We start from the raw sequence: 21,822 nt of genomic DNA, 5'->3' as shown, positions 1-21,822 counted from the left end.
GGAAAATTAATATGAAAGCAATTATAAATGGTAAAATTGTTTTAAAAAATTGTATTCTAGAAAACAAAGTAATAGTATTTGATAAAAAGATAATAGATATATGTGATGATGTACCAACTAATAGTAAGATTATAGATGCACAAGGAAACTATGTATCTCCAGGACTTATAGATATTCATATACATGGATGTAATGGTTTTGATGCTATGGATGAAGATGAAAATGCGTTAGAAGTTATAAGTAAAGGATTAGCAAAAACAGGAGTTACATCTTTCTTACCAACTACAATGACCATGTCGACTGAAAGAATTTACAAGGCTTTTGATAATATAATAAAAGCTAAAAATAAGAGTATTAAAGGGGCAAAAGTATTAGGAGCACATATGGAAGGACCTTTTATAAATGAAAAATATAAAGGTGCACAAGATTCTAAATATACATATAGTCCAAGCTTTGATTTTATAAAAGATTATAAAGACATTATAAAAATAATATCATATTCCCCAGAAGTGGATAAAGATTTTAAATTCACAAAAAAAGTAAAAAAAGAAACTGATATAGTTTTATCAATATGTCATAGTGATGCTAGCTATAGTATTGGAAAAGAAGCTAAAGATTTAGGAGTAACTAATATAACACATTTATTTAATGCTATGACTCCATTAAATCATAGAAATCCAGGAGTTGTTGGATTAGGTTTAATGTCAGATATGTACTGTGAACTTATAGCAGATAAAATACATATAAATCCAGACTTATTTCAATTTATAATTGATAATAAAGGAAAAGATAAATTAGTATTAATTACAGACTCTATGAGAGCAGGATGTATGCCTGATGGCGAGTATGAGTTAGGTGGTCAAACTGTATACGTTAAAAATAATTCAGCAAGGATATCAAATGGAAGTTTAGCAGGAAGTGTATTAACCTTAAATAAAGCAGTATATAATTTTAAAGAAAGTACAAACTTAAATATATATGAAGCAATAAACTTAGCATCTTTAAACCCAGCAAAATCAATAAAAGTAGATGATAAAAAGGGAAGTTTAGAAATAGGTAAAGATGCAGATATAGCTATATTTAATAAAGATATGAATTGCCTAGCTACTATAGTACAAGGCGATATAGTATACAATAAGATAAATTAATTTGGGGTGAATTATATGAGAATAATAGTTTGTGAAAATTATGAAGAAGTAAGTAAAAAAGCTGCACAAATGATATTAAGTCAAGTTACTTTAAAGCCAAATTCAGTTTTAGGTCTTGCAACAGGTTCTACACCTATAGGAATGTATGAAAATTTAGTAAGTCTTAATAAAAAAGGGGATATTGATTTTTCAGAAGTGAGAACATTTAATTTAGATGAATATTATAACTTACCTAAAGAAAATGACCAAAGCTATCATTATTTTATGTATAAAAATTTATTTGACCATATAAATATAAATCCAGAAAATATACACATACCAAATGGTATGACAGATGATGTTGATGCTGAATGTGAAAGATATGATGAACTTATTAAAGAAGCTGGTGGAGTAGATATACAAGTATTAGGAATAGGAAATAATGCACATATAGGGTTTAATGAGCCAACAATAAATTTTGAAAAGGGAACTCATTTAGTACAGTTAGAAGACTCTACAATAGAAGCAAACTCAAGATTCTTTGATAATATAGAAGATGTTCCTAAAAAAGCAATAACAATGGGAGTAGGATCAATATTTAAAAGTAAAAAGATAATGTTAGTTGCAACAGGAGAAAATAAAGCTGAAGCTATTTACAATACTGTATATGGAAAGGTAGTACCTGAAGTACCAGCATCTATATTACAGTTTCATAGTGATATAGTTTTAATATTAGATAAAGAAGCTGCTAAGTTTTTAAAGGAAGAAGACTATAAAATAGCATAATTATTTGAGTGAAAATACCCCCCGTCGGATTCTACGACGGGGTATTTTTGTGTTTAAATTATAAATTTGTAATAAATATATCTATTATAATTATTTCTTATAGTAGCATGATAAAGTATAAATTTAATAAGTATGATATAATAAAAATATAATCACAAGATAAAAGGAGATGAATGTATGAATAGAGGACTACTTGATCCTAAAATAGATTTTGTATTTAAAAAAATATTTGGCTCAGAAAAACATCCTAGAGTATTGATATCTTTTTTAAATGCTATACTAAAACCTATAAATCCGATAAGCAATGTAGAAATTAGAAATTCAGACTTAGAAAAAGAATTTTTAGATGATAAATTTTCAAGACTTGATATAAAGGCTAGAACTAATAAAAATGAAATTATTAATATTGAAATACAGTTAAAAATTCATTTCAATCATCTCGTCAACGATATTCCTTCACTACCGTTTCAGGAACATCCGTTACTCAAAAATGAATACAATATGATAAAAAGAAGTTTATACTATTGGAGTAAAATGTATGAAGAACAATTAAATGAAGGTGATGATTATTCTAAACTAGAAAGAACTATTTGTATTAATATATTAAACTTTAAATATTTAGATAATAATAGATTCCACAATGGATATATATTAAAAGAAATTGAAACTAATGAAGAATTAACTAATATACAAGAAATTCATTTTATAGAAATACCTAAGTTATCAGAGGATAGTGATGAAAAAGACATGCTTGTTGCGTGGATGGAGTTTTTAAAAAATCCTGAAAGTGAAAAAGTTAGAAGTCTTGAACTAACTATTTCAGAAATAAGGGAAGCAAAGGATGAACTTATCAGAATTAGTAATGATAAAGAGCAACGATTACTTTATGAAATGAGATCTAAAACTTTAAAAGATAAAAATAGTGCATTAAATGAAGCTGAACGAAAAGGAATAGAAAAAGGAATAGAAAAAGTAGCTAAAAACCTTTTAGATATGGGGATACCTATAAATGAAATTATACTTGCTACGGGTCTTTCTGAAAATGAGATATTAAACATAAAAAATAATATATAAACTATAAGGCAAGATATTTATTAAATAATCGTCTTGCCTTATTTTTATTTACAGAATGAATAAGTTAAAATATATGATTTATATTAAATATTTTATAAAAAAATAAAATTACGTGAACCAATATGGCTTAAATTACATCTAATATAAGAATAATGAATACACAGCAGGGGATGAATAAGATGGATGAAATAAAACTTGTAAGAAAAAGCAAAAAAGGAAATAACTTAGCTTTTTCAACATTAATTAAAGCTTATGAAAAAGATTTATATAAAGTAGCTATCACTATGACTAAAAATGAAGAAGATGCTCTAGATTGTATACAAGAGGCTATACTTCAATCCTACATAAGTATAAAAGATTTAAGACAAGAAGAGTATTTTAAAACATGGTTAATAAAAATACTTATAAATAAATGTAATGCCCTATTAAAAAAGAATAAAAAAATAATGAACTTAGATATGGAAATTACAGGAGAGTTAAAAATAGAAGAATCATACAAATTAGATTTAAAAGAGAGTATAAATAATTTAGATAGTGATTTAAAAATAATAGTGATTCTTTACTATTATGAAGATATGAGCATAAAAGATATATCAGAAAGTTTAAATATACCACAAGGAACAATAAAGTCAAGATTATCAAGGGCAAGAAAAAAGCTAAAAAAAATACTTAGTATAAATGAGGAGGTGCTGTAATATGAATAAAAAACCAGATACAAAGATAAAACAAATATTACAAGAAAATGATGATATTGTAGTTCCAAGAAATATATCTAAAGGGATAGATGAAACTTTAAAAAGTTTAAGTAATAAAAAAACAATTAACAATAAAAAAGTTATTGCAGCTGCATCTGTGATAATATTTCTAAGCATAACACCTCTTAGTATAAAGGCTTTAAAAGATATGTTTTATACCTATATACCAAGTACAGGAAATATAATAAGTACCGATAGTACTATATATCTATTAGAAAAAACTATAAATAAAAAAATAGGAAGTAGAAAAGTAACATTAAAGGAACTTAGTTATGACGTAAAAAATAAAATGATAATAGTAAGTGTAGAAGGAAATGGTCAATTACCTAGTAATGAGGCTACAATTAAAATTAACAAATATAAACTAAAAAGTAATACATGTAATATTACAAAAATATATGATACAAGCTCCTATGCCTCTTGGAGAGGAAATTATTTTTTTGAATATGATAAAAAGTACAATGAAAAAAATGTAGAACTAGAATTTACTTTAGATAATGGAAATAAGGCAATATTTAACTGTAAGCTAAGTAAAGCTAAGCAGGTAAATAATATTAGTGAATTAGGATATAGTGCATTTAATAAAAATATAGAAATAACGGCGATAGTTGATGAAGAAAATAATAAACTATATGTAACATTATTAGATAACTTACCTAAAGAAAATATGGTAGTAAATTATGGAGTATCTCCATATCCTACTAATTATGATTTAGATAGAACAATAGAAGGTATTATAACTTTAAAAGATAGAGATGGAAATATATCAAAAGGAAAATTAGAAGAAGGGACAGACTTATTAACTGATAATAGATACTGTATAGATATAACAAATCTTAAGAAACCTTTTACCCTGGAGATACCATCTATAAATATAGTAATACCTGAAGGGATAAATAGCAGTGATATAGTAGAACTACCGATACCTACTAATGAGGATAAGATAGATATTAATAAAAACATAATGATAAATAATGAAGATGAAATGTTTATGAAAGCAAATCCACACGTAAATATAGTGAGTATCCAAAGAGAAGGTGAGTACTATACTATTGAACTACATTATCCAGATAATAAAGATAGGGAAGTAAAAATGTTAGAATGTGTAGTAGTACCAGCTGGAAATAGTATTACAACAAAAGCAGAAAATTGGTTTGAGGAAGGTCTTTCAGGAAATATTTCAAAAGATGGAAATAGAACTATAACCTTTAAATTACCAAAGCAAAATGATGATAAGTTATTTATAAAAGTATTAGGAAGTGAATATGAAATTAAAGGACCTTGGAAAATAATTATAGATTAATTGTTATTTCAATTGACTTAAAAATTACAAGTTTAACATATCAGCTTGTTATTACATGAAATAGATTGTGCTTTGCATTAAATACTATATATAAAAGGAAATTATATATCTAACATCAAAAATGATTGAAATTAGTCGAAAAAAGTGTTATGCTAACAAAAGTAAATTAAAAAATAATGTAACTAAAAAGAGCTTATTTTATAAGCTCTTTTTAAATGACCAAGAGAGGTAATAATATGATAAAAGTTGACAACTTATCTTACTCACTTCCACAAAAAGATCTATATAACAATATTTCATTTACAATAGAAGAAGGTCAACACTGTGCATTTATAGGAGCAAGTGGTAGTGGAAAAAGTACATTAATAGATATAATAATGGATCCTGAAAGATACCTTTTTGATGGTAGCTTAGAAATGGACCAAAATTGTAAAATTGGATATGTAAGCCAGTTTTCACAATGTGATAAAAGTAAAGAAACAACAGTTTTTGAATATATAGCACAAGAATTTATAAGGCTAGAAGAAGAAATAGCACATATCTGTTCACAAATGGAAAATTCTTCAGATATTGAAGTATTATTAGAAAAGTACCAAGAAGCTTCAGATAAATTTGATGCAATAGATGGGCATGATTATGAAAGTAACATTAATAAAAAACTTAATCTTGCAAACTTAAGTAAACACAAAGATAAAATGATATCTGAACTTAGTGGAGGGGAATTTAAACTTATTCAAGTTATTAAGGAAATGCTTAATAATCCAGACTTAATGATTATGGATGAACCAGATGTATTTTTAGATTTTGAAAATCTTAATGCTCTTAAAAATTTAATTAATACTCACAAGAAAACAATATTAGTTATTACACATAATAGATATCTACTTAATAATTGCTTTAACAAGATTATTCACCTTGAAAACACTGAACTTCAAGAGTTTGATGGAAGATTTATTGATTATAACTTCTCATTACTTCAAACTAAAATTGAAACACAAGAAATATTTATTGCTGAAGAAGAAGAGATTGCAAGAAATGAAGCTTTAATTAATATATTAAGAGAAAAAGCAACTTATAATGCGGAAGCTTCTAGAGGAAGAGCTTTAAAAGCTAGAGTTAAAATACAAGAAAGATTACAAGAACGTAGAATCAAAGCTCCATTTGTATATATTAAAGAGCCTTATATAAACTTAACTACTGACAATGAAATCGAAGAAGAAATTACTGCTTTAAGAGTTAATAATTTTGGAATAACTTTTGATGATGTACTTTTAAAAGATGTTAATTTTGAAATTAAGTCTAATGATAAAGTGGCTATAATCGGTACAAATGGTGTTGGTAAAACTACTTTAATGAAAGAAATATTTAAAAACAATAATGAGTGTATTGAAATAAATGATAATATCGAACTATGTTATTTATCTCAAATGCAAGGAAATGGATTAAATGAGTCTAGTATAATTCTTGAAGAGTTTTATGAGGCAGGATTTAAAAACTATGGTGAAGTTAGAAGATATATTTCAAGCTATGGTTTTAATGAAGATATTTTAAAACAAAAGATAAGTTCTTTATCTGGGGGGGAAAGAAATATTCTTCAATTAGCTAAAGTTTCAGCAAGTCGTGCTAATATGTTACTTCTTGATGAACCTACAAGCCATTTAGATACTTATTCTCAAATGGCACTTGAGAAGGCTATACAAAATTACAATGGTGCTATTTTAATGATTTCTCATGATTATCAATTTATAGTTAATTGTATGGACTATGTTTTAATGATTGAAGATAAGACTATTAGAAAGGTTAGCATGAGAAAGTTTAGAAAGATGATTTATGCTAATTACTTTGATAAGGATTATTTAGAAATTGAACAAAAGAAAAAATTAGTTGAAACTAAGATAGAAAGAGCTTTAATGGATACTAATTTTGAACTTGCAAAAACTTTATCTAAAGAGTTAGAAGAATTGATTAAGTTACTTTAATCTAGATAATAGCCCTATATTAGTGAATTCACTAATATAGGGCTATTTTTACGCTTAAGGATATTATAATACTTTAAAAATTGTGGATAACTTCTGAATGTAAGTAATATTAATAAATTGGTTTTGAGCGTAAAAATGATTTTGAGCAACGGACGAAGTCGTTGGCGACATGAGCGTAGCGAATTTTTTATGTAAATCTAAGCAATTATTAAAGAGTACATTGAATTACTACTTGAGGACTGTAAATAATATTTACTTCTATATTTATGCCAAAAAGAATAATATCTGTTTTTTAAGAATAAAAAAGGGATGTATAAAGGAAGGTGTAAAATGGATATTATAAAAAACTATAGAAACTACATAAAAAAGAATATAAATGATAAAGTTGGAACTTAATTTGTACTGGAATTTAAGCTAATAAACTTAGGACCAATATCATACCTAATAAAAAATATGCTAAAGGCAATAGAAAATTAGAACACCTTATTATGAAAATGAGCACAGAAGCCTTTTATAATCCAGATAAGGCTGTATAGTGTAATGTATTTGCTCCTACGCTTTGTTCCTATTATAAAGGTTTTATAGGAGCTATTGATAGTAAGGTTATACCTAAACCTAAATTTGCTGTAACTACTTCTTTTGCTTGTGATGGTAATTTAAATACTTTTAGATACTTAGCTCAAAAGCAAAATTTAAAATATTCAAATAACTAGTATGTGCTCAGTTTTTGCAGAGTCTGAAGTTATATCTTTAATTGCTAGTAACAAGGAAAAATGTGATATTATTCATTGTATTCATAATTTAATAACATCTAAATCATATTCTTTACTTAAAAGAAAAGGAGTTTATGATGACAGGTGGAGTTGCAAAAAATTTAGGAGTTGTGAAGGCTGTTGACGATAAAATAGGTAGTAAATTATATATTTGTGAAGAACCTGAAATAGTTGGTGCTACAGGTGCTGCTTTATATACTTTAGAAAAATTAATATAATGTTTTATATAATAAAAGGCTATAAATATTTATAGTCTTTTTATTATAGTAAATTATATTTTTTAAGATTATGTTGAATATACTTTAAAAATTAATTTTATGTAGAATAAATAAGATAAATATTTATAATAAACTATTAATTTTTAGCATTTATATTATATTAAAGGTTTTAATATAATATAAATAATATTAGAAAGGAAAAATCAAGTATGAAAAAAGAATTAACATATTTTAATATAGAAGGCGAATATGGAGGAAACCAAAATTGGTTTTATGACCCAATGATGAGATTAGGAGGCTGTGCGGCAATTGCAACTTGTGATTTGTGCATTTATTTAAATTTATATAGAGGAAATAAGCATTTATATCCATTTAATATAGATTATTTACAAAAAAAGGATTATATTAAGTTTTCAAAAATTATGAAAAAATATCTGCATCCAAGAATGAAGGGTATAAATACTTTACAATTATATATAGATGGTTTTAGCTCATATTTATATGATATCAATGATGAAGAAATAAAGATGGAACCATTTAGTGGGGAAAATTCAGTATATGATGGTGAAAAAATAGTAGTAAGTCAAATAGAAAAAGAAATTCCAATACCATTTCTTTTATTAAAGCATAAAAATAAAAAGCTAAATGAATTAGTGTGGCATTGGTTTTTAATTGTTGGATATGAAAAAACAGAGGATGATTTACTTGTGAAAATAGCAACTTATGGAAAATATAGATGGATTTCATTTAAGAATCTATGGGATACAGGATATGATGAAAAGGGAGGTATGATAATTATTACCTAATAATCAAGTGAAGAGGATTGTTCATTAAGTAGGAATGTATTAGGGGATACAGCTAATGTTTTAATAAAAGAATCTCTTTATCTAATTTATTTAGATAACTCCTTATGATATTAATTCATTGTGATAGTTAAATATGATTATTGAAAAATAGAAAATTTAATTAAAATGTTCGTATTAATGTGTATTATGATAAAAAGTATAAGTAATATATATTAAATATAAAATAAAATTATATTTTAAAAATAAAAAATTAAAAAAACATCATAAATATACATAAAATAACTTATTAAATATAAAAATTTTCAAAAAAACAATAAAATAGTAGGTTGTATTTGGAAAAAATATGTTTATAATATGACCTTCCAATATTATCAGCAGTAGCTCCATTTAAAGCAAGAAGCAGTGCGGACAATTATGTTGATATAAAAGCAGGAGGCATTGCTATAAGAGACTTATGATAATGCAGTATCAGTTATAAAATTAGCTGGTTCAGATGTAAAAGAATGGTTATAGTTCTGTGCTAATATGTTTAATACAATAGACCCTAACTCGACTAAAGAACAAGATTTAATAAACAGAGATTTCCCTACATTCAACTTTGACGTATTAGATGGAGTTGAATATGAAATAGATGTAACTAAAGTTCCTAAGTATGATAAAAATGGACAAGTGATAAATCCTTATTCTTCAAGAATATACAACTTAACTTATAATGGACAACCTATAGACTCAGACCAAGAATTCTTAATAGCTACTAATAACTATAGAGCTGGTGGAAATAACTTAAAGGAGAATAAATGTGAAATGGATTATGACAGTAGGTCAGATGAGTAAGCTTTTTAATATTACAGCAGAAACGCTTAGACATTATGATAGAATCGGATTACTTAAGCCTATAGTAGATGAAGAAAATGGATACAGGTATTATTCGATAAAAGAAATGGAAAAATTAGATTTGATATTAGACGCAAAATATTTGGAAATTCCATTGTCAAATATAAAAGATGTTATATCAAATGATAGTATTGAAAATTACATAGAATTAATAGATTTGCAAGAGAAAACAATAGATGAAAAGATAGATCATTTATTAAAAATAAAAGAGCAAGCAAAAGAAAAGAAGACTATTTTAAATGAAATGATGAACTTTAAAAATAATTACAACTTTGAAGAATTAGAAATAGTAAAAGAAGATAATATAATACTTAATATTCCTATAGAAGCAATAGTTCAAGGAAAAATAAAACAAAAAGATAGCTCGCTAAAATCAATGTACCTTGAGCCTTGGATGATAAAGTATAAAGTAAAAGATAAAAACACTATAATAGATGATAAAGAATATATGACTATATATGAAAAGAATACAGATAATTTATTAATAGATGAAAAAATAAAAATTTATAAAACTAATTATAGTAAAAAATTAATAAAAACAAAATTTGTTGGAACTTTTGATGAAATAGAAGATTGTATAATGTCTATAGTAAAGCATTTTTATAAAAATAAGGATAACTTAGATTTAGATATAAATATAAGTTTTATATGGAGTGTGTATAATGAAAAAGCTACAATTAATTTTGTAGAAATAGATATTCCATTAAACATATAGATATTGTAAAACTATAATTTTTTATTGACATTTGTGTTACACAAAGGTTTATACTTAGTTCGAGGTGATAAGTATGGATCAAAAAATATTGGGTACAGAAAAACTTTCAAAATTATTTATTAAATTTACTATTCCAAGCATAATTGGTATGATATTTGTAGGAATACAAGGAATAATTGATGGGCTATTTGTAGGGAATGTGCTAGGAGGTAATGCTTTAGCATCAGTAAATTTAGTTCAACCATATATGCAAATAATAATGGCCGCAGCACTTATAATAAGTGTAGGAGCACAGAGTATAATTGGAATAAATTTAGGTAAAGGTGAAAGTGAAAAAGCACAAAATATTTTTAGAACAGCATCAATTTTACTTATATTAATTTCTATATTAGTTACTATTTTGGGAGTATTTTTTAGTGAAAAAATAGCATTAATCTTAGGTGCTAATGAAGTGCTTTTAGAAGGTTCATCAACATATATTCAAATAATATCTTACTTTACAGCTTTTATTGCCATAATGTTTTTATTTGAAATGATAGTTAGGGTTATTGGAAATCCAAATATTTCATTAGTAAGTATGATTATATCAGTAGTTTTAAATATTATTTTAGACTATTTATTAATAAATAAATTTAATCTAGGAATAAAAGGTGCAGCTTTAGCTACTGGTATTTCTTATACTATGGCATTTTTAATAAATATTATTCCTTTTGTAAGTAAAAAAACTATTATAAATTTATATAAAGGAAGATTTGACAAAAGTGTTTTATTTCAAATGATTTACAATGGATCTTCAGAAGGGGTTTCATCAATTTCAAATGCTATTTCAATGTTCTTATTTAATACAGCTTTGATGAAAATAGCTGGAGAAAATGGAATAGCAGCATTTTCTATAATAAATTATATAGCTCAAGTAGGTTATATGGTGTTGTTTGGAATATCAGATGGAATAAGACCAATAATAAGTTATAACTTTGGAGCACAAAATGAAAATAGAGTAAATAAAACTTTAAAGATATCTATTATAGTAAATATAATAATTGGAGCAATAATATTTATAGTTATGGCTACTTTCTCTAAACAACTTATAGAGATTTTCTTAAAGGATGGAAAATATGTAGTTGAAATTGCTAGCACAGGTGCAAAAATTTATGGAATAGCATTTTTATTTAATGGAACTAATATATTAATATCTTCATACTTTACTGCAATAGATGATCCTAAAAATTCTATAATAGTAGCAATGAATAGAGGTATAGTATTTATACTTATAGGAATAGTTATACTTCCGTATATATTTGGTATAAATGGAATATGGATAACTATAGTTTTTGCAGATATTATGACTATACTATTATGCTATAGATTATTAAATAATAAAAGATTTGAAAAGGTATTAAATTAAAAAGGTTGATATGATTGATGCATTAAAGTCTAATGAATAAACAAAATTAAAATAAATTATGTACGATTAATATATTTAATTGACATAAATATATACCTAAATATATAATTTATATTTAGGTATTTTTATTTAAAATTAAAGTGACTAGAGGTGAATTATGACAAATGATATGACAAAGGGAAGTCCCTTAAAAATTTTTATACTATTTTCTATACCACTACTTATAGGAAACATATTTCAACAATTATATAGTATGGTAGATACTATAATAGTAGGTAGATTCGTAGGAGTTAATGCTTTAGCAGCGGTAGGTTCTACAGGATCATTATTCTTTTTAATAAATGGAATGATATTAGGACTAACAAGCGGGTTTTCTATATTAGTTTCTCAAAAATTTGGAGCAAAAGATGAAACTGGAATAAAAAAAGCAGTAGCTAGTAATATAAAGTTAACAGTAATTTCAACAATAATAATTACAGTAGTTTCATTATTAGTAAAAAATCCATTGCTTTTTATTATGAATACTCCAGATAATATTTTAAATGATGCAAACATATATATAACTATAATATTTGCAGGTATATTTACTCAAACAGCTTATAATATGGCAGCTGGGATATTAAGGGCTTTAGGAGATAGCAAAACGCCATTATATTTTTTAATAATATCATCAATACTTAACATAGTTTTAGATTTAGTATTTATTATTAACTTTAAAATGGGAGTTGCAGGAGCAGCTTATGCTACAAATATAGCTCAAGGTTTTTCTGCAATATTATGTTTAGTATATAGTTATAAGAAATTTAAAGTTTTAAGACTTAAGAAAGAAGATTTTAAAGTAGAAAAAGATTACTATAAAACACATTTAAAAATTGGTATACCAATGGGATTACAAAACTCAGTAACAGCAGTTGGTGTAATTATAGTTCAAAGTGCTGTAAATGCATTTGGATCAGATATTATTGCATCTTATACAGCATCATCTAAGATTCTTCAATTAGTTATGCAACCATTAGTTTCATTTGGTGTTACAATAGCAACTTATGCAGGTCAAAACTTAGGTGCAAAAAACTATGACCGTATTAAATATGGAATTAAAATAATGAATATTATATCTATAGTAACTAGTATAATAGCAGGGGCTATTTTAGTGTTCTTTACAAAGTATTTTGTAATGTTATTTATAGATAATCCAACTGTTGAAATAATTAGACATACTCAAGAAGTATTAAATTATTCTGCTGTATTTATGATATTCTTAGGTTATATATTTGTATATAGAAATGTACTACAAGGTATAGGAGAGTCTTTTGTACCGATGATGGCAGGTGTTTATGAGTTAATAGCTAGAAGTTTAGTTGTTTTTATACTACCAAAGTATATTGGATTTACTGGTATATGTTTAGCAGATCCAATAGCATGGATAGCAGCAGCTCTTCCTCTAATGTTTACTTATTATAGTAAAATTAAAAAAATAATTCCAGAAAATCAAGAAGGTATTGCTACATAATAGCAATACCTTTTTTAAACTTAAAGAAAAATATAGTAAGAAAAAAATGTAGATAACCTATAAATACAAATATTATCAATAATATTATAAAATACTTTAAAGGTATCTAGATACTGTGGTGTGCTTGCTTAATAATTATATACATTTATTTATAGCATCAATAATTTTATTTTTAAAATTATTAATACCTATATTTTCAACTTCAATAGGTACTTGAATTTTTTCAAATAAGTCAAATATCATTTTATCAGTAATATCAAAAACATTTGTATTGCCAACTATAACATTTTCATATTGACCATATTGCTGTCTAACATCATATATATCAACGGCATTAATAAAATTATTTAACTCATCAAATTTAAGAACCCATCCAGGCGTTATGTATAAATTTTTATTATCCATAATACTTCTTTTATTTTTAATATCCTTAACTATTAATTCCATACAATTTGAATCGTCAAAAGTAATTATATTTTTATAGTCTTTTAAAAACTCATGAAAATTATAATGACATTTGCTACCATATAACAATATAACTTTATTATCTTTAATTTTATCTAAATTACTAATTATTTCTGATTTTAATTTATCTAAGTTTGCATGCAATCCAAAAGGTAAGTATTTTACATTAATATCCTTGTTAAATATTTTTTCTTCTCTAATTTCCTTTAATACTTTATTTAATTCTAGTTCAAAAACACCACATGATAATATAAATACTTTCATAAACATCCTCCGTATAAATAATAAATTTAATTCTATATAAAAGCCATTAGTATTTTGGCAATATGTTGCTTTATCAAAGTATATTTTTATAAATAATATTTTTTGTTTTCATATATAACTCTATTATCAAATAATATAAGATATATGGATATATTATACCTTCTTAATAATTTCTAATAAATTTTATTTTATATAATTAAAAATAGCAAAATAAATAGGGGGAATACAAAGTGAACTGGCTTGCAGAAAAAACAATAAAGTACAAAGGTACAATAATTATAGCCTTTATACTAATGGTAGTATTTAGTATATTTGCAGCACCTAATGTAAGTATAAATTACCAAATGGCAGACTATTTACCAGAGGATTCAAAATCAACAGTATCATTAAATTTAATGAACAAAGAATTTGAGAAAAGTCCTCCAAATGTAAGGATAATGTTAGAGGATGTAAGTATAGCACAAGCATTAGATTATAAAGAAAAAATATCAAAAGTTGAGGGAGTAAAGGAAATCAACTGGCTAGATGATAGTGTTAATATAGAACAGCCATTAGACATGATAGATACAGATACTCTAAACTCTTGGTACAAAGACAATAATGTATTATTTACAGCATTAGTAGATAAAGGTGATACTTTAAATCAAACTATTGAAGATATAAAAGAAGTAGTAGGTGATAAAGGAATAGTTTCTGGAGATGCAGTAACAGAAAACTATGCAGAAACATCAACAAGTGAAGAAATTCAAAAGATTATGCTATTTGTTATACCACTAATACTATTAATTCTTATGATAAGTACTAGTTCTTGGTTTGAACCATTTTTATTTTTATTTACAGTAGGGATATCAATACTAATAAATACAGGAACAAATATATTTTTAGGGGAGATTTCATTTATAACAAATGCAACAGCTGCAATTTTACAGCTAGCAGTATCTATGGACTATGCAATATTTTTACTTCACAGATTTGCTGAATTTAGAGATGAAGGGCAAGACGTAAAAGAAGCTATAGTTAATGCTATGAAAAAATCTTACACATCTATATTGTCAAGTGGACTTACAACTATACTTGGATTCTTAGCTCTTACACTTATGAGATTTAAGATAGGGCCAGATTTAGGGACAGTGCTTGCAAAGGGAATAGTATTTAGTCTTTTATCTGTGATGTTCTTACTTCCAGTTTTAACAATATACACTTACAAAATAATAGACAAAACACATCATAGAAGTTTTATGCCTAGCTTTGAAAAATTTAGCAAAGTGGCATTAAAGGTAGGTCCTATAGTTGTAATAATAGTAGCAATTGTAGTTGTACCATCTTATTTAGCTCAAGGTAAAAATAAATTTACATATGGTGCATCATCTATGGCAAGTAGTGAAAAAACACAAATAGGTAGAGATACTAAAAAAATAGATGACACCTTTGGTAAAAGCAATCAAGTTGTATTTATAGTTCCATCAGATGATCCAGTAGAGGAAAAAAAAATCGGAGAAGAGATTAATAATATTGAAGGTGTAACTAGTATTATATCTTACTCAAATAATGTTGGAAATGAAATACCTAAAGACTATGTACCTAAAGAACAATTATCAGATTTAGTTAGTGGCGATTATAGCAGGATGATAATAACACTTTCTGCAGATGAGGAAAGTGATATTGCTTTTAATGCAGTAAAAGAAATGAGTAATTTAGGTAAAAAGTACTTTGGTGATAATTATTATATAGCTGGAGGAAGTCCAAGTGCTTATGATATTAAGGAAACTGTAACTAGCGATAATGTAATTACAACTTTAGGAGCAATTATAGCAATAGGAGTTGTAATTATGCTTACTTATCGTTCTTTATTAATACCAATAATATTATTAATAGCAATTGAATCTTCTATATGGATAAATCTTTCTTATTCATATTTTAATGGTATAAGCATAGCTTACATTGGATTTATGGTAATAAGTGCGGTTCAGTTAGGGGCAACAGTTGACTATGCAATATTATTTGCAAATGGATACTTAGAAAATAGAAAAGAATACAATAAGCACGACTCAGCTATTAACACATTAAAAAGCTCTACAGGTGCAATACTTACTTCTGGGGCTATTTTAGCTTTAGCTGGATTTACTTTAGGTAAAATATCTACAAATGAAGTAATAGCACAACTTGGAATACTAATAGGTAGAGGAGCATTGCTTTCAATGATATCCGTATTATTCTTCTTACCAACCGTACTAATTATATGTGATAAATTAATTGAAAAAACAACTATGAAAGCACATTTTTATAAGGAGGGAGAAAAAAATGAACAATTATGTAAAAACTAAGAATGTAAAAAAAGCAAGTACTTTTGTACTTACTACATCTATATTAATGAGTAATGTATATCCTGTATTTGCAGATACAAATACATCTAAAGATGAAGTTGTATACGTTAAATTAAACAACAATGGAAATGTAGACAATGTATATGTTGTAAATAGTTTTGATATAAAAAACGGAGAAAAATTAGTAGATTATGGAATCTATTCTAATGTAGTAAATCTTTCTACAAGTGATAAACTGAATTATTCAAATAACGTGATTAATGCTAATATAAGTGATACAAATAAAAAGTTTTATTATCAAGGAGATATGAAAGATTGTGAAATACCTTGGAATATAGATATAAGATATACTCTTGATGGTAAAAATATATCTTCAGAAGAGTTAGCAGGTAAAAGTGGCAACTTAGAAATAAGTTTTGATATAAAGAAAAATGATACTGTAGATGAAGTTTTCTTTAATAATTATGCACTGCAAATATCTCTAACTTTAGATGGAGACAAATGTAGTAATATTATAGCTGATGGGGCAACTATTGCTAGTGTAGGAAATAATAAGACTATTACATATATAAAATTAGCTGGAGAAGAAGCAAGCTACACTATAAACTCAAATGTTGAGAATTTTGAAATGGACTCAATATCTTTTAATGGATTAAATATGGATATTAACGTAGATATAAATGTTGATGATATGACCAGTTCATTTGATACTTTAGTTGATGCAATAGATGAGCTAAATGGTGGAGCTTCAGATTTAAAAAATGGGGTAGATACTTACAAAAATGGAGTAAGTACACTTTATACTGGTAGTTCAAAATTGTTAGAAGGAGTTAGCAACTATAAAAGTGGTGTAAATACACTTTATACAGGTAGCTCAAAATTGCTAACAGGAGTCAGTAGCTATAAAAATGGAGTAAATACGCTTTATAAAGGTAGTTCACAATTACAAGAGGGAGTTAGTAACTACAAAAGTGGTGTAAATAGTTTAGATAAAGGAATAAATAGTTTACAAAGTGGATTAAATGGATATAAAAATGGAGTTACTTCCCTTTATACAAATAGTCAAAAGTTATTAGAAGGTGCTAAAAGTTTAAATAGTGGTGTAGAAGCTTTAGAATCTGGAGTTAATTTGCTAAATCAAGGATCTAGTAATTTAGAGTCCGGGTTAAATACATTATCTCAGGGATCAGCTAGTTATAAGCAAAACGTAAATAACTATGCACAATCAGTAAATCAAGTTGTATCAGCATTAAAATCAAACTTAACAGAAGAGCAAATACAAGCTTTAAACTTAGATGCTCTTATATCTGGTGCGCAAGGATTAGCATCAGGATATGAAAGTATAGATGCAGGTATAAATCAATCTAAATCTGGTGCTAGTTCAATAAGTGATGGAGCAGGAAGCTTAGCAAGTAATATAGGTATTTTATCTCAAGGCTCAAGTAATCTTTACAGTGGTATTGAAGCACTTAGTAGTGGAAGTAATGCCTTAGTAAGTGGAATAAATGAAATAGAGGGTGGAGCATCAAGTTTAAAAAGTGGAAGTAATTCATTAGTAAGTGGAATAAATGAAATAGAAGGTGGAGCATCAAGTTTAAAAAGTGGAAGTAGTGCATTAGTAAGTGGGATAAATGAAATAGAAGGTGGAGCATCAAGCTTAAAAAGTGGAAGTAGTGCATTAGTAAGTGGAATAAATGAAATAGAAGGTGGAGCATCAAGTTTAAAAAATGGAAGTAGCACATTAGTAAGTGGAATTGATAGTATAGGAGAAGGTGTATCAGCTTTAAGTAAAGGAACTAATGAGCTTAATAGTAAAACATCAAATTTACCAGATGAGATAGATGATAAAATAGATGAAATGGTATCAAAATACTCTAATAGTGATTTTAATCCAGTATCTTTTGCAAGTGAAGAAAATATTAATGTAGAATCAGTACAATTTGCTATAAGAACTGATGCAATAAAGGTAAAAGAAGAAGAGAAGGTTGAAGAAGAAAAAGTAGAAGAAAAAAATATGTGGCAACTATTTACAGATTTATTTAAAAAAGGTAAATAGTTAAAATTAACTTTGTTAAAAATTTACAAAACATGGTAAAATATATAAGTAAAATGAAATAAAAGGGCATATCTTAAGTTATTACTTAAGGTAAGCCCTTAAGTAATATAGGGGAGAATTGATATGTCTAAAATATTAATTGTTGATGATGATAAAGAAATAGCATCACTTATAGGTGATAGTTTATATGATGAAGGTTATGAAACTTTATTGGCCTATGACGGAGAGGTTGCACTAGAGAAAGTATCTAACAATTTAGATTTAGAAATGATTATACTTGATATTATGATGCCTAAAGTAGATGGCTTGGAAGTGTGTAGAAAAATAAGAGAAAAAGTAAGTTGTCCAATAATATTGGTAAGTGCAAAAAGTAGGACATTAGATACTGTATTAGGATTAGAAATAGGAGCAGATGATTATATAACTAAACCTTTTATAGTAGATGAATTAGTTGCAAGGGTAAAGGCTCATTTAAGAAGAGAAAAAAGAAGAAATAGTATAGGAAATAATATAATCAAAATTGGTGAAATAGAAATACATAAAGATAGCTATGAAGTATACCTTAATAAAGAATTAATAGATTTATCAACTAGAGAATTTCAATTGTTTTTATACTTATGTGAAAATGCAGGACAAGTATTATCTAGAGAACAAATATTTAATTCTGTATGGGGAAGTGATTTTGGTGATATAGGTACTGTAGCAGTAAATATAAAAAGCTTAAGAGATAAAATTGATAAGGAAAATAAATATATAAAAACTATATGGGGTGTAGGGTACAAACTTGTAAAGCCTATAGGAGAAGGTATATGACGTTAAAAAGAAAACTTAGTATTATAGTTTTAATATGCTTTACTTTAAATATGTTACTTTTATTTGGTTATTATGAATTAGTTTTATATGATAATATAGAAGAAACACTTAATACTATACAGATTGATTTAAATAATGATGTTAATTATATATCATCACAAATAAAAAGATTACAAGGTATAGATAATATCAAAGATTGGATAAATAACATTGATAATATTGAAAGTATTAATGTCACTATAGAAAAAGAAGATAATACCTTATTATATGAACATAAAACGGATAAAAAATCATTACTAAATGTAATATCTACAGATTTAATTAATATTAAAGAAAATGTATATATGATAAAGGCCGAGAAACCTCTTCAAATAAGTAAGATTAGGAAAATTCCATTTATTAAAGAGATTGTAGTAGCTGAAGTTATTATAGGAGTACTTATTTACTATTTTATACTAATTATTATTTATTATAAAATAGTAAAGCCAATAATGTATCTACAAAAGGATATAGAAAATTATAAGTTTGGAATAAATCCAAGTAGAGCTAACAGTTGCGATGAAATAGGATGGTTAAAAAATAACTTTGTAGAGCTTACGGAAAAACTAGATGAAGAAAAGAAAAATCAAAATAGAATAATTGCTTCTATTTCACATGATATAAAAACACCGCTTACATCTATTATGGGATATTCAGAGATGATTAAAAATAAAAATATGCCTCAAGAAAGAAAAAATAGATACATGGAAATAATATATTCTAAATCTCAAAATATTAAAGAATTAATAGATGAGTTTGATATTTATTTAGGATCTAATTTAGAAAGTAGTATAAAAAAGAAACCTATATCAGTAAAAGAATTATCAAAAATTATTGATGAAGAGTATAGAGATGAATTAACACAATTAGGTATACAATTTGATATAAAATCTAATTGTGATGAATTTATATTAAATATAGATATGTCAAAAATGAGGAGAGTTTTTGGAAATATTATTGGAAATAGTATGAAAAATATGAAAAAAGACTACAAGAAAATTGAAATTAACTTTAAGGAGAATCAAGAAAATATTTTGATTTCTATAGAAGATAATGGATGTGGAGTGGATGATGATAAGATAGAGAAAATTTTTGAAGCACTTTATACATCTGATAAAAGTAGAAATGTAGCAGGATTAGGGTTGTCAATTTGTAAGAGTATAGTAAAAGGACATGGTGGAAAGATATATGCAAAAAATAATTCTTATGGTGGTCTTACTATAATGATAGTTTTAAAGCGTAATAATTAATTTAATTATTTTAATACTAAAATACCCTTGGGTAGTGAATCGCTACCTAAGGGTATTTTTTATGTACAAGGAAACTATATTAATTTTAATAAAATAGTTATTACACCAAGAATTCCAAGACATGTACCTACAACTTTATTTAACTTTTTAATCTCACACTTATTTGCAAACTTTGCACTAACATAAGCACCAATAACACAACAAATTACAACTAATAAAGTTGGTAAAATTTCAACTGTAGCTCCCATAGAAATATGACTTACAGTACCAGTTAAAGCAACCAAAGTCATAATCATAGTACTTGTACCTACAGCCACTTTTAAATTATAACCAAGATGCAATGTAAATACTGTAAGCATTAAAATTCCTCCGCCACTTCCAGTAAATCCACAAATCCAACCTATACCACATCCAAATAACATTGCTTGTGTGATTTTTTTCTTACTTATGTGTTCTAATCCAGATTCAGCATCATGACCTTCTTCAATAGGCTTTATTAAAAACTTTATACCAAGTCCAATTGTAGTTATCATAGAAATATATCCTAGTCCATCTGGTTGAGACTGTGAAAAAAGGTATCCACAATAGCTACCTATAATAGTTCCTATAAAAGCTGTAATTGCAACAAGCATACCATTTTTTAAATCAATATTCTTATTTTTATAATAAGTGTATGCAGTAAGTAAACTAGCAAGAACATCAGCTGCAAGTGCTACTGTTACAGCATCATAACTTTGCCATTCACATACACTGACAAGTAAAGGTGTGATAACTACTGCGGCAGAAAGACCCGCAAGCCCAGTTACAACACCAGCACCAGCTCCGGCTAAAATATAAACAAGATATAACATAGTTTATTTTCCCCCTTTAGTTTATCTTATAATACTAATTTCTTTTTCAATTTATATATTTAATTATACATTAGAAACTATTTGATTTAACCATATAATATAAACTTTTAATAAATTTTAATATTTTATTAACTTTATTATTTTTTAATTAGAGTCTATTTTTCTGATTAAATTAGTTTATTAAAAGAATACATTATATAGCTAAATCTAACTAAAAGATAATTTATAGTCACAATTATCTCAAAATAGTATCATCTCATTATAAAGGAATATAGTATTTAAAATTCAAAAGTTAAATAATACAATAAATATCAACTGGAAAAACTTGTAAAAAGATGTAGAATATTATAGAATAATAGGGTGTATAATGATAAGGTACATAATGGATAATCTAACAAAATATATAGGGAATATT

18 protein-coding genes are annotated in these 21,822 nt (G+C 26.0%); 16 read left to right on the top strand and 2 right to left on the bottom strand.

The window, feature by feature from the left end; genetic code table 11:
• Positions 1-11: 11 nt before the first annotated feature.
• The 12 genes from nagA (at position 12) to CRIB_RS05670 (ending at position 13,345) form a co-directional block, all read left to right on the top strand.
• On the top strand, positions 12-1,148 hold the full coding sequence (nagA, locus tag CRIB_RS05725; protein WP_180703565.1) for an N-acetylglucosamine-6-phosphate deacetylase: 1,137 nt from the start codon (positions 12-14) through the stop codon (positions 1,146-1,148).
• 15 nt (positions 1,149-1,163) lie between these two features.
• Entirely contained in the window at positions 1,164-1,913 is a 750-nt protein-coding gene (nagB, locus tag CRIB_RS05720; protein ID WP_180703564.1) for a glucosamine-6-phosphate deaminase, read from the top strand.
• Positions 1,914-2,090: 177 nt separating this feature from the next.
• On the top strand, positions 2,091-2,987 hold the full coding sequence (locus CRIB_RS05715; protein WP_180703563.1) for an Rpn family recombination-promoting nuclease/putative transposase: 897 nt from the start codon (positions 2,091-2,093) through the stop codon (positions 2,985-2,987).
• Positions 2,988-3,166: 179 nt separating this feature from the next.
• Entirely contained in the window at positions 3,167-3,682 is a 516-nt protein-coding gene (locus CRIB_RS05710) for a sigma-70 family RNA polymerase sigma factor (RefSeq protein WP_243633585.1), read from the top strand.
• Between the two features lies 1 nt (position 3,683).
• The gene (locus CRIB_RS05705; RefSeq protein ID WP_180703561.1) at positions 3,684-5,045 is read left to right on the top strand and encodes a hypothetical protein; all 1,362 of its coding nucleotides are present in this window, start codon (positions 3,684-3,686) and stop codon (positions 5,043-5,045) included.
• Positions 5,046-5,281: 236 nt separating this feature from the next.
• On the top strand, positions 5,282-7,024 hold the full coding sequence (locus tag CRIB_RS05700) for an ABC-F family ATP-binding cassette domain-containing protein (RefSeq protein WP_180703560.1): 1,743 nt from the start codon (positions 5,282-5,284) through the stop codon (positions 7,022-7,024).
• 850 nt (positions 7,025-7,874) lie between these two features.
• On the top strand, positions 7,875-8,015 hold the full coding sequence (locus CRIB_RS12760) for a hypothetical protein (RefSeq protein ID WP_180703559.1): 141 nt from the start codon (positions 7,875-7,877) through the stop codon (positions 8,013-8,015).
• Between the two features lie 209 nt (positions 8,016-8,224).
• Positions 8,225-8,821, top strand: a complete 597-nt coding sequence (locus CRIB_RS05690) for a hypothetical protein (RefSeq protein WP_180703558.1) — start codon at positions 8,225-8,227, stop codon at positions 8,819-8,821.
• 525 nt (positions 8,822-9,346) lie between these two features.
• On the top strand, positions 9,347-9,655 hold the full coding sequence (locus CRIB_RS05685) for a 5'-nucleotidase C-terminal domain-containing protein (RefSeq protein ID WP_207204151.1): 309 nt from the start codon (positions 9,347-9,349) through the stop codon (positions 9,653-9,655).
• Positions 9,621-10,430: a MerR family transcriptional regulator gene (locus CRIB_RS05680; protein ID WP_180703557.1), complete on the top strand. Its 810-nt coding sequence runs from the start codon at positions 9,621-9,623 to the stop codon at positions 10,428-10,430. The genes CRIB_RS05685 and CRIB_RS05680 overlap by 35 nt, the downstream gene beginning before the upstream one ends.
• A 73-nt stretch (positions 10,431-10,503) precedes the next feature.
• The gene (locus CRIB_RS05675) at positions 10,504-11,835 is read left to right on the top strand and encodes an MATE family efflux transporter (RefSeq protein ID WP_180703556.1); all 1,332 of its coding nucleotides are present in this window, start codon (positions 10,504-10,506) and stop codon (positions 11,833-11,835) included.
• A gap of 157 nt (positions 11,836-11,992) precedes the next feature.
• On the top strand, positions 11,993-13,345 hold the full coding sequence (locus CRIB_RS05670; RefSeq protein ID WP_180703555.1) for an MATE family efflux transporter: 1,353 nt from the start codon (positions 11,993-11,995) through the stop codon (positions 13,343-13,345).
• Positions 13,346-13,480: 135 nt separating this feature from the next.
• Here CRIB_RS05670 and CRIB_RS05665 read toward each other — a convergent pair whose 3' ends face one another.
• Positions 13,481-14,074, bottom strand: a complete 594-nt coding sequence (locus tag CRIB_RS05665; protein ID WP_180703554.1) for a DUF1638 domain-containing protein — start codon at positions 14,072-14,074, stop codon at positions 13,481-13,483.
• Between the two features lie 230 nt (positions 14,075-14,304).
• On the opposite strand from CRIB_RS05665, the gene CRIB_RS05660 reads away from it, so the two are divergent.
• From CRIB_RS05660 to CRIB_RS05645, 4 genes are all read left to right on the top strand, one after another.
• Entirely contained in the window at positions 14,305-16,398 is a 2,094-nt protein-coding gene (locus CRIB_RS05660) for an efflux RND transporter permease subunit (RefSeq protein WP_180703553.1), read from the top strand.
• Positions 16,376-18,454 (top strand): autotransporter outer membrane beta-barrel domain-containing protein, encoded by a 2,079-nt coding sequence (locus CRIB_RS05655; RefSeq protein WP_180703552.1) that lies wholly within the window; start codon positions 16,376-16,378, stop codon positions 18,452-18,454. Before CRIB_RS05660 ends, CRIB_RS05655 begins: the two co-directional genes overlap by 23 nt.
• Positions 18,455-18,577: 123 nt before the next feature.
• Entirely contained in the window at positions 18,578-19,267 is a 690-nt protein-coding gene (locus tag CRIB_RS05650) for a response regulator transcription factor (protein WP_180703551.1), read from the top strand.
• Entirely contained in the window at positions 19,264-20,556 is a 1,293-nt protein-coding gene (locus CRIB_RS05645; RefSeq protein ID WP_180703550.1) for a sensor histidine kinase, read from the top strand. Before CRIB_RS05650 ends, CRIB_RS05645 begins: the two co-directional genes overlap by 4 nt.
• A 74-nt stretch (positions 20,557-20,630) precedes the next feature.
• On the opposite strand, the gene CRIB_RS05640 is transcribed toward CRIB_RS05645, so the two are convergent.
• Positions 20,631-21,407 (bottom strand): sulfite exporter TauE/SafE family protein, encoded by a 777-nt coding sequence (locus tag CRIB_RS05640; RefSeq protein WP_180703549.1) that lies wholly within the window; start codon positions 21,405-21,407, stop codon positions 20,631-20,633.
• Between the last annotated feature and the right edge of the window lie 415 nt (positions 21,408-21,822).

Origin of the sequence: Romboutsia ilealis, from assembly GCF_900015215.1 — a bacterium.
Classification (GTDB): Bacteria; Bacillota; Clostridia; order Peptostreptococcales; family Peptostreptococcaceae; genus Romboutsia; species Romboutsia ilealis.
Note: the sequence above shows the minus strand (reverse complement) of the source record. Positions and strands in the feature narration are given on the sequence as shown.

Excerpts from the sequence above, each read along its gene's own strand:
- nagA (WP_180703565.1), top strand. The coding sequence starts at position 12 with ATGAAAGCAATTATAAATGGTAAAATTGTTTTAAAAAATTGTATTCTA.
- nagB (WP_180703564.1), top strand. The coding sequence starts at position 1,164 with ATGAGAATAATAGTTTGTGAAAATTATGAAGAAGTAAGTAAAAAAGCT.
- CRIB_RS05715 (WP_180703563.1), top strand. The coding sequence starts at position 2,091 with ATGAATAGAGGACTACTTGATCCTAAAATAGATTTTGTATTTAAAAAA.
- CRIB_RS05710 (WP_243633585.1), top strand. The coding sequence starts at position 3,167 with ATGGATGAAATAAAACTTGTAAGAAAAAGCAAAAAAGGAAATAACTTA.
- CRIB_RS05705 (WP_180703561.1), top strand. The coding sequence starts at position 3,684 with ATGAATAAAAAACCAGATACAAAGATAAAACAAATATTACAAGAAAAT.
- CRIB_RS05700 (WP_180703560.1), top strand. The coding sequence starts at position 5,282 with ATGATAAAAGTTGACAACTTATCTTACTCACTTCCACAAAAAGATCTA.
- CRIB_RS12760 (WP_180703559.1), top strand. The coding sequence starts at position 7,875 with ATGACAGGTGGAGTTGCAAAAAATTTAGGAGTTGTGAAGGCTGTTGAC.
- CRIB_RS05690 (WP_180703558.1), top strand. The coding sequence starts at position 8,225 with ATGAAAAAAGAATTAACATATTTTAATATAGAAGGCGAATATGGAGGA.
- CRIB_RS05685 (WP_207204151.1), top strand. The coding sequence starts at position 9,347 with ATGTTTAATACAATAGACCCTAACTCGACTAAAGAACAAGATTTAATA.
- CRIB_RS05675 (WP_180703556.1), top strand. The coding sequence starts at position 10,504 with ATGGATCAAAAAATATTGGGTACAGAAAAACTTTCAAAATTATTTATT.
- CRIB_RS05670 (WP_180703555.1), top strand. The coding sequence starts at position 11,993 with ATGACAAATGATATGACAAAGGGAAGTCCCTTAAAAATTTTTATACTA.
- CRIB_RS05665 (WP_180703554.1), bottom strand. The coding sequence starts at position 14,074 with ATGAAAGTATTTATATTATCATGTGGTGTTTTTGAACTAGAATTAAAT.
- CRIB_RS05655 (WP_180703552.1), top strand. The coding sequence starts at position 16,376 with ATGAACAATTATGTAAAAACTAAGAATGTAAAAAAAGCAAGTACTTTT.
- CRIB_RS05650 (WP_180703551.1), top strand. The coding sequence starts at position 18,578 with ATGTCTAAAATATTAATTGTTGATGATGATAAAGAAATAGCATCACTT.
- CRIB_RS05645 (WP_180703550.1), top strand. The coding sequence starts at position 19,264 with ATGACGTTAAAAAGAAAACTTAGTATTATAGTTTTAATATGCTTTACT.
- CRIB_RS05640 (WP_180703549.1), bottom strand. The coding sequence starts at position 21,407 with ATGTTATATCTTGTTTATATTTTAGCCGGAGCTGGTGCTGGTGTTGTA.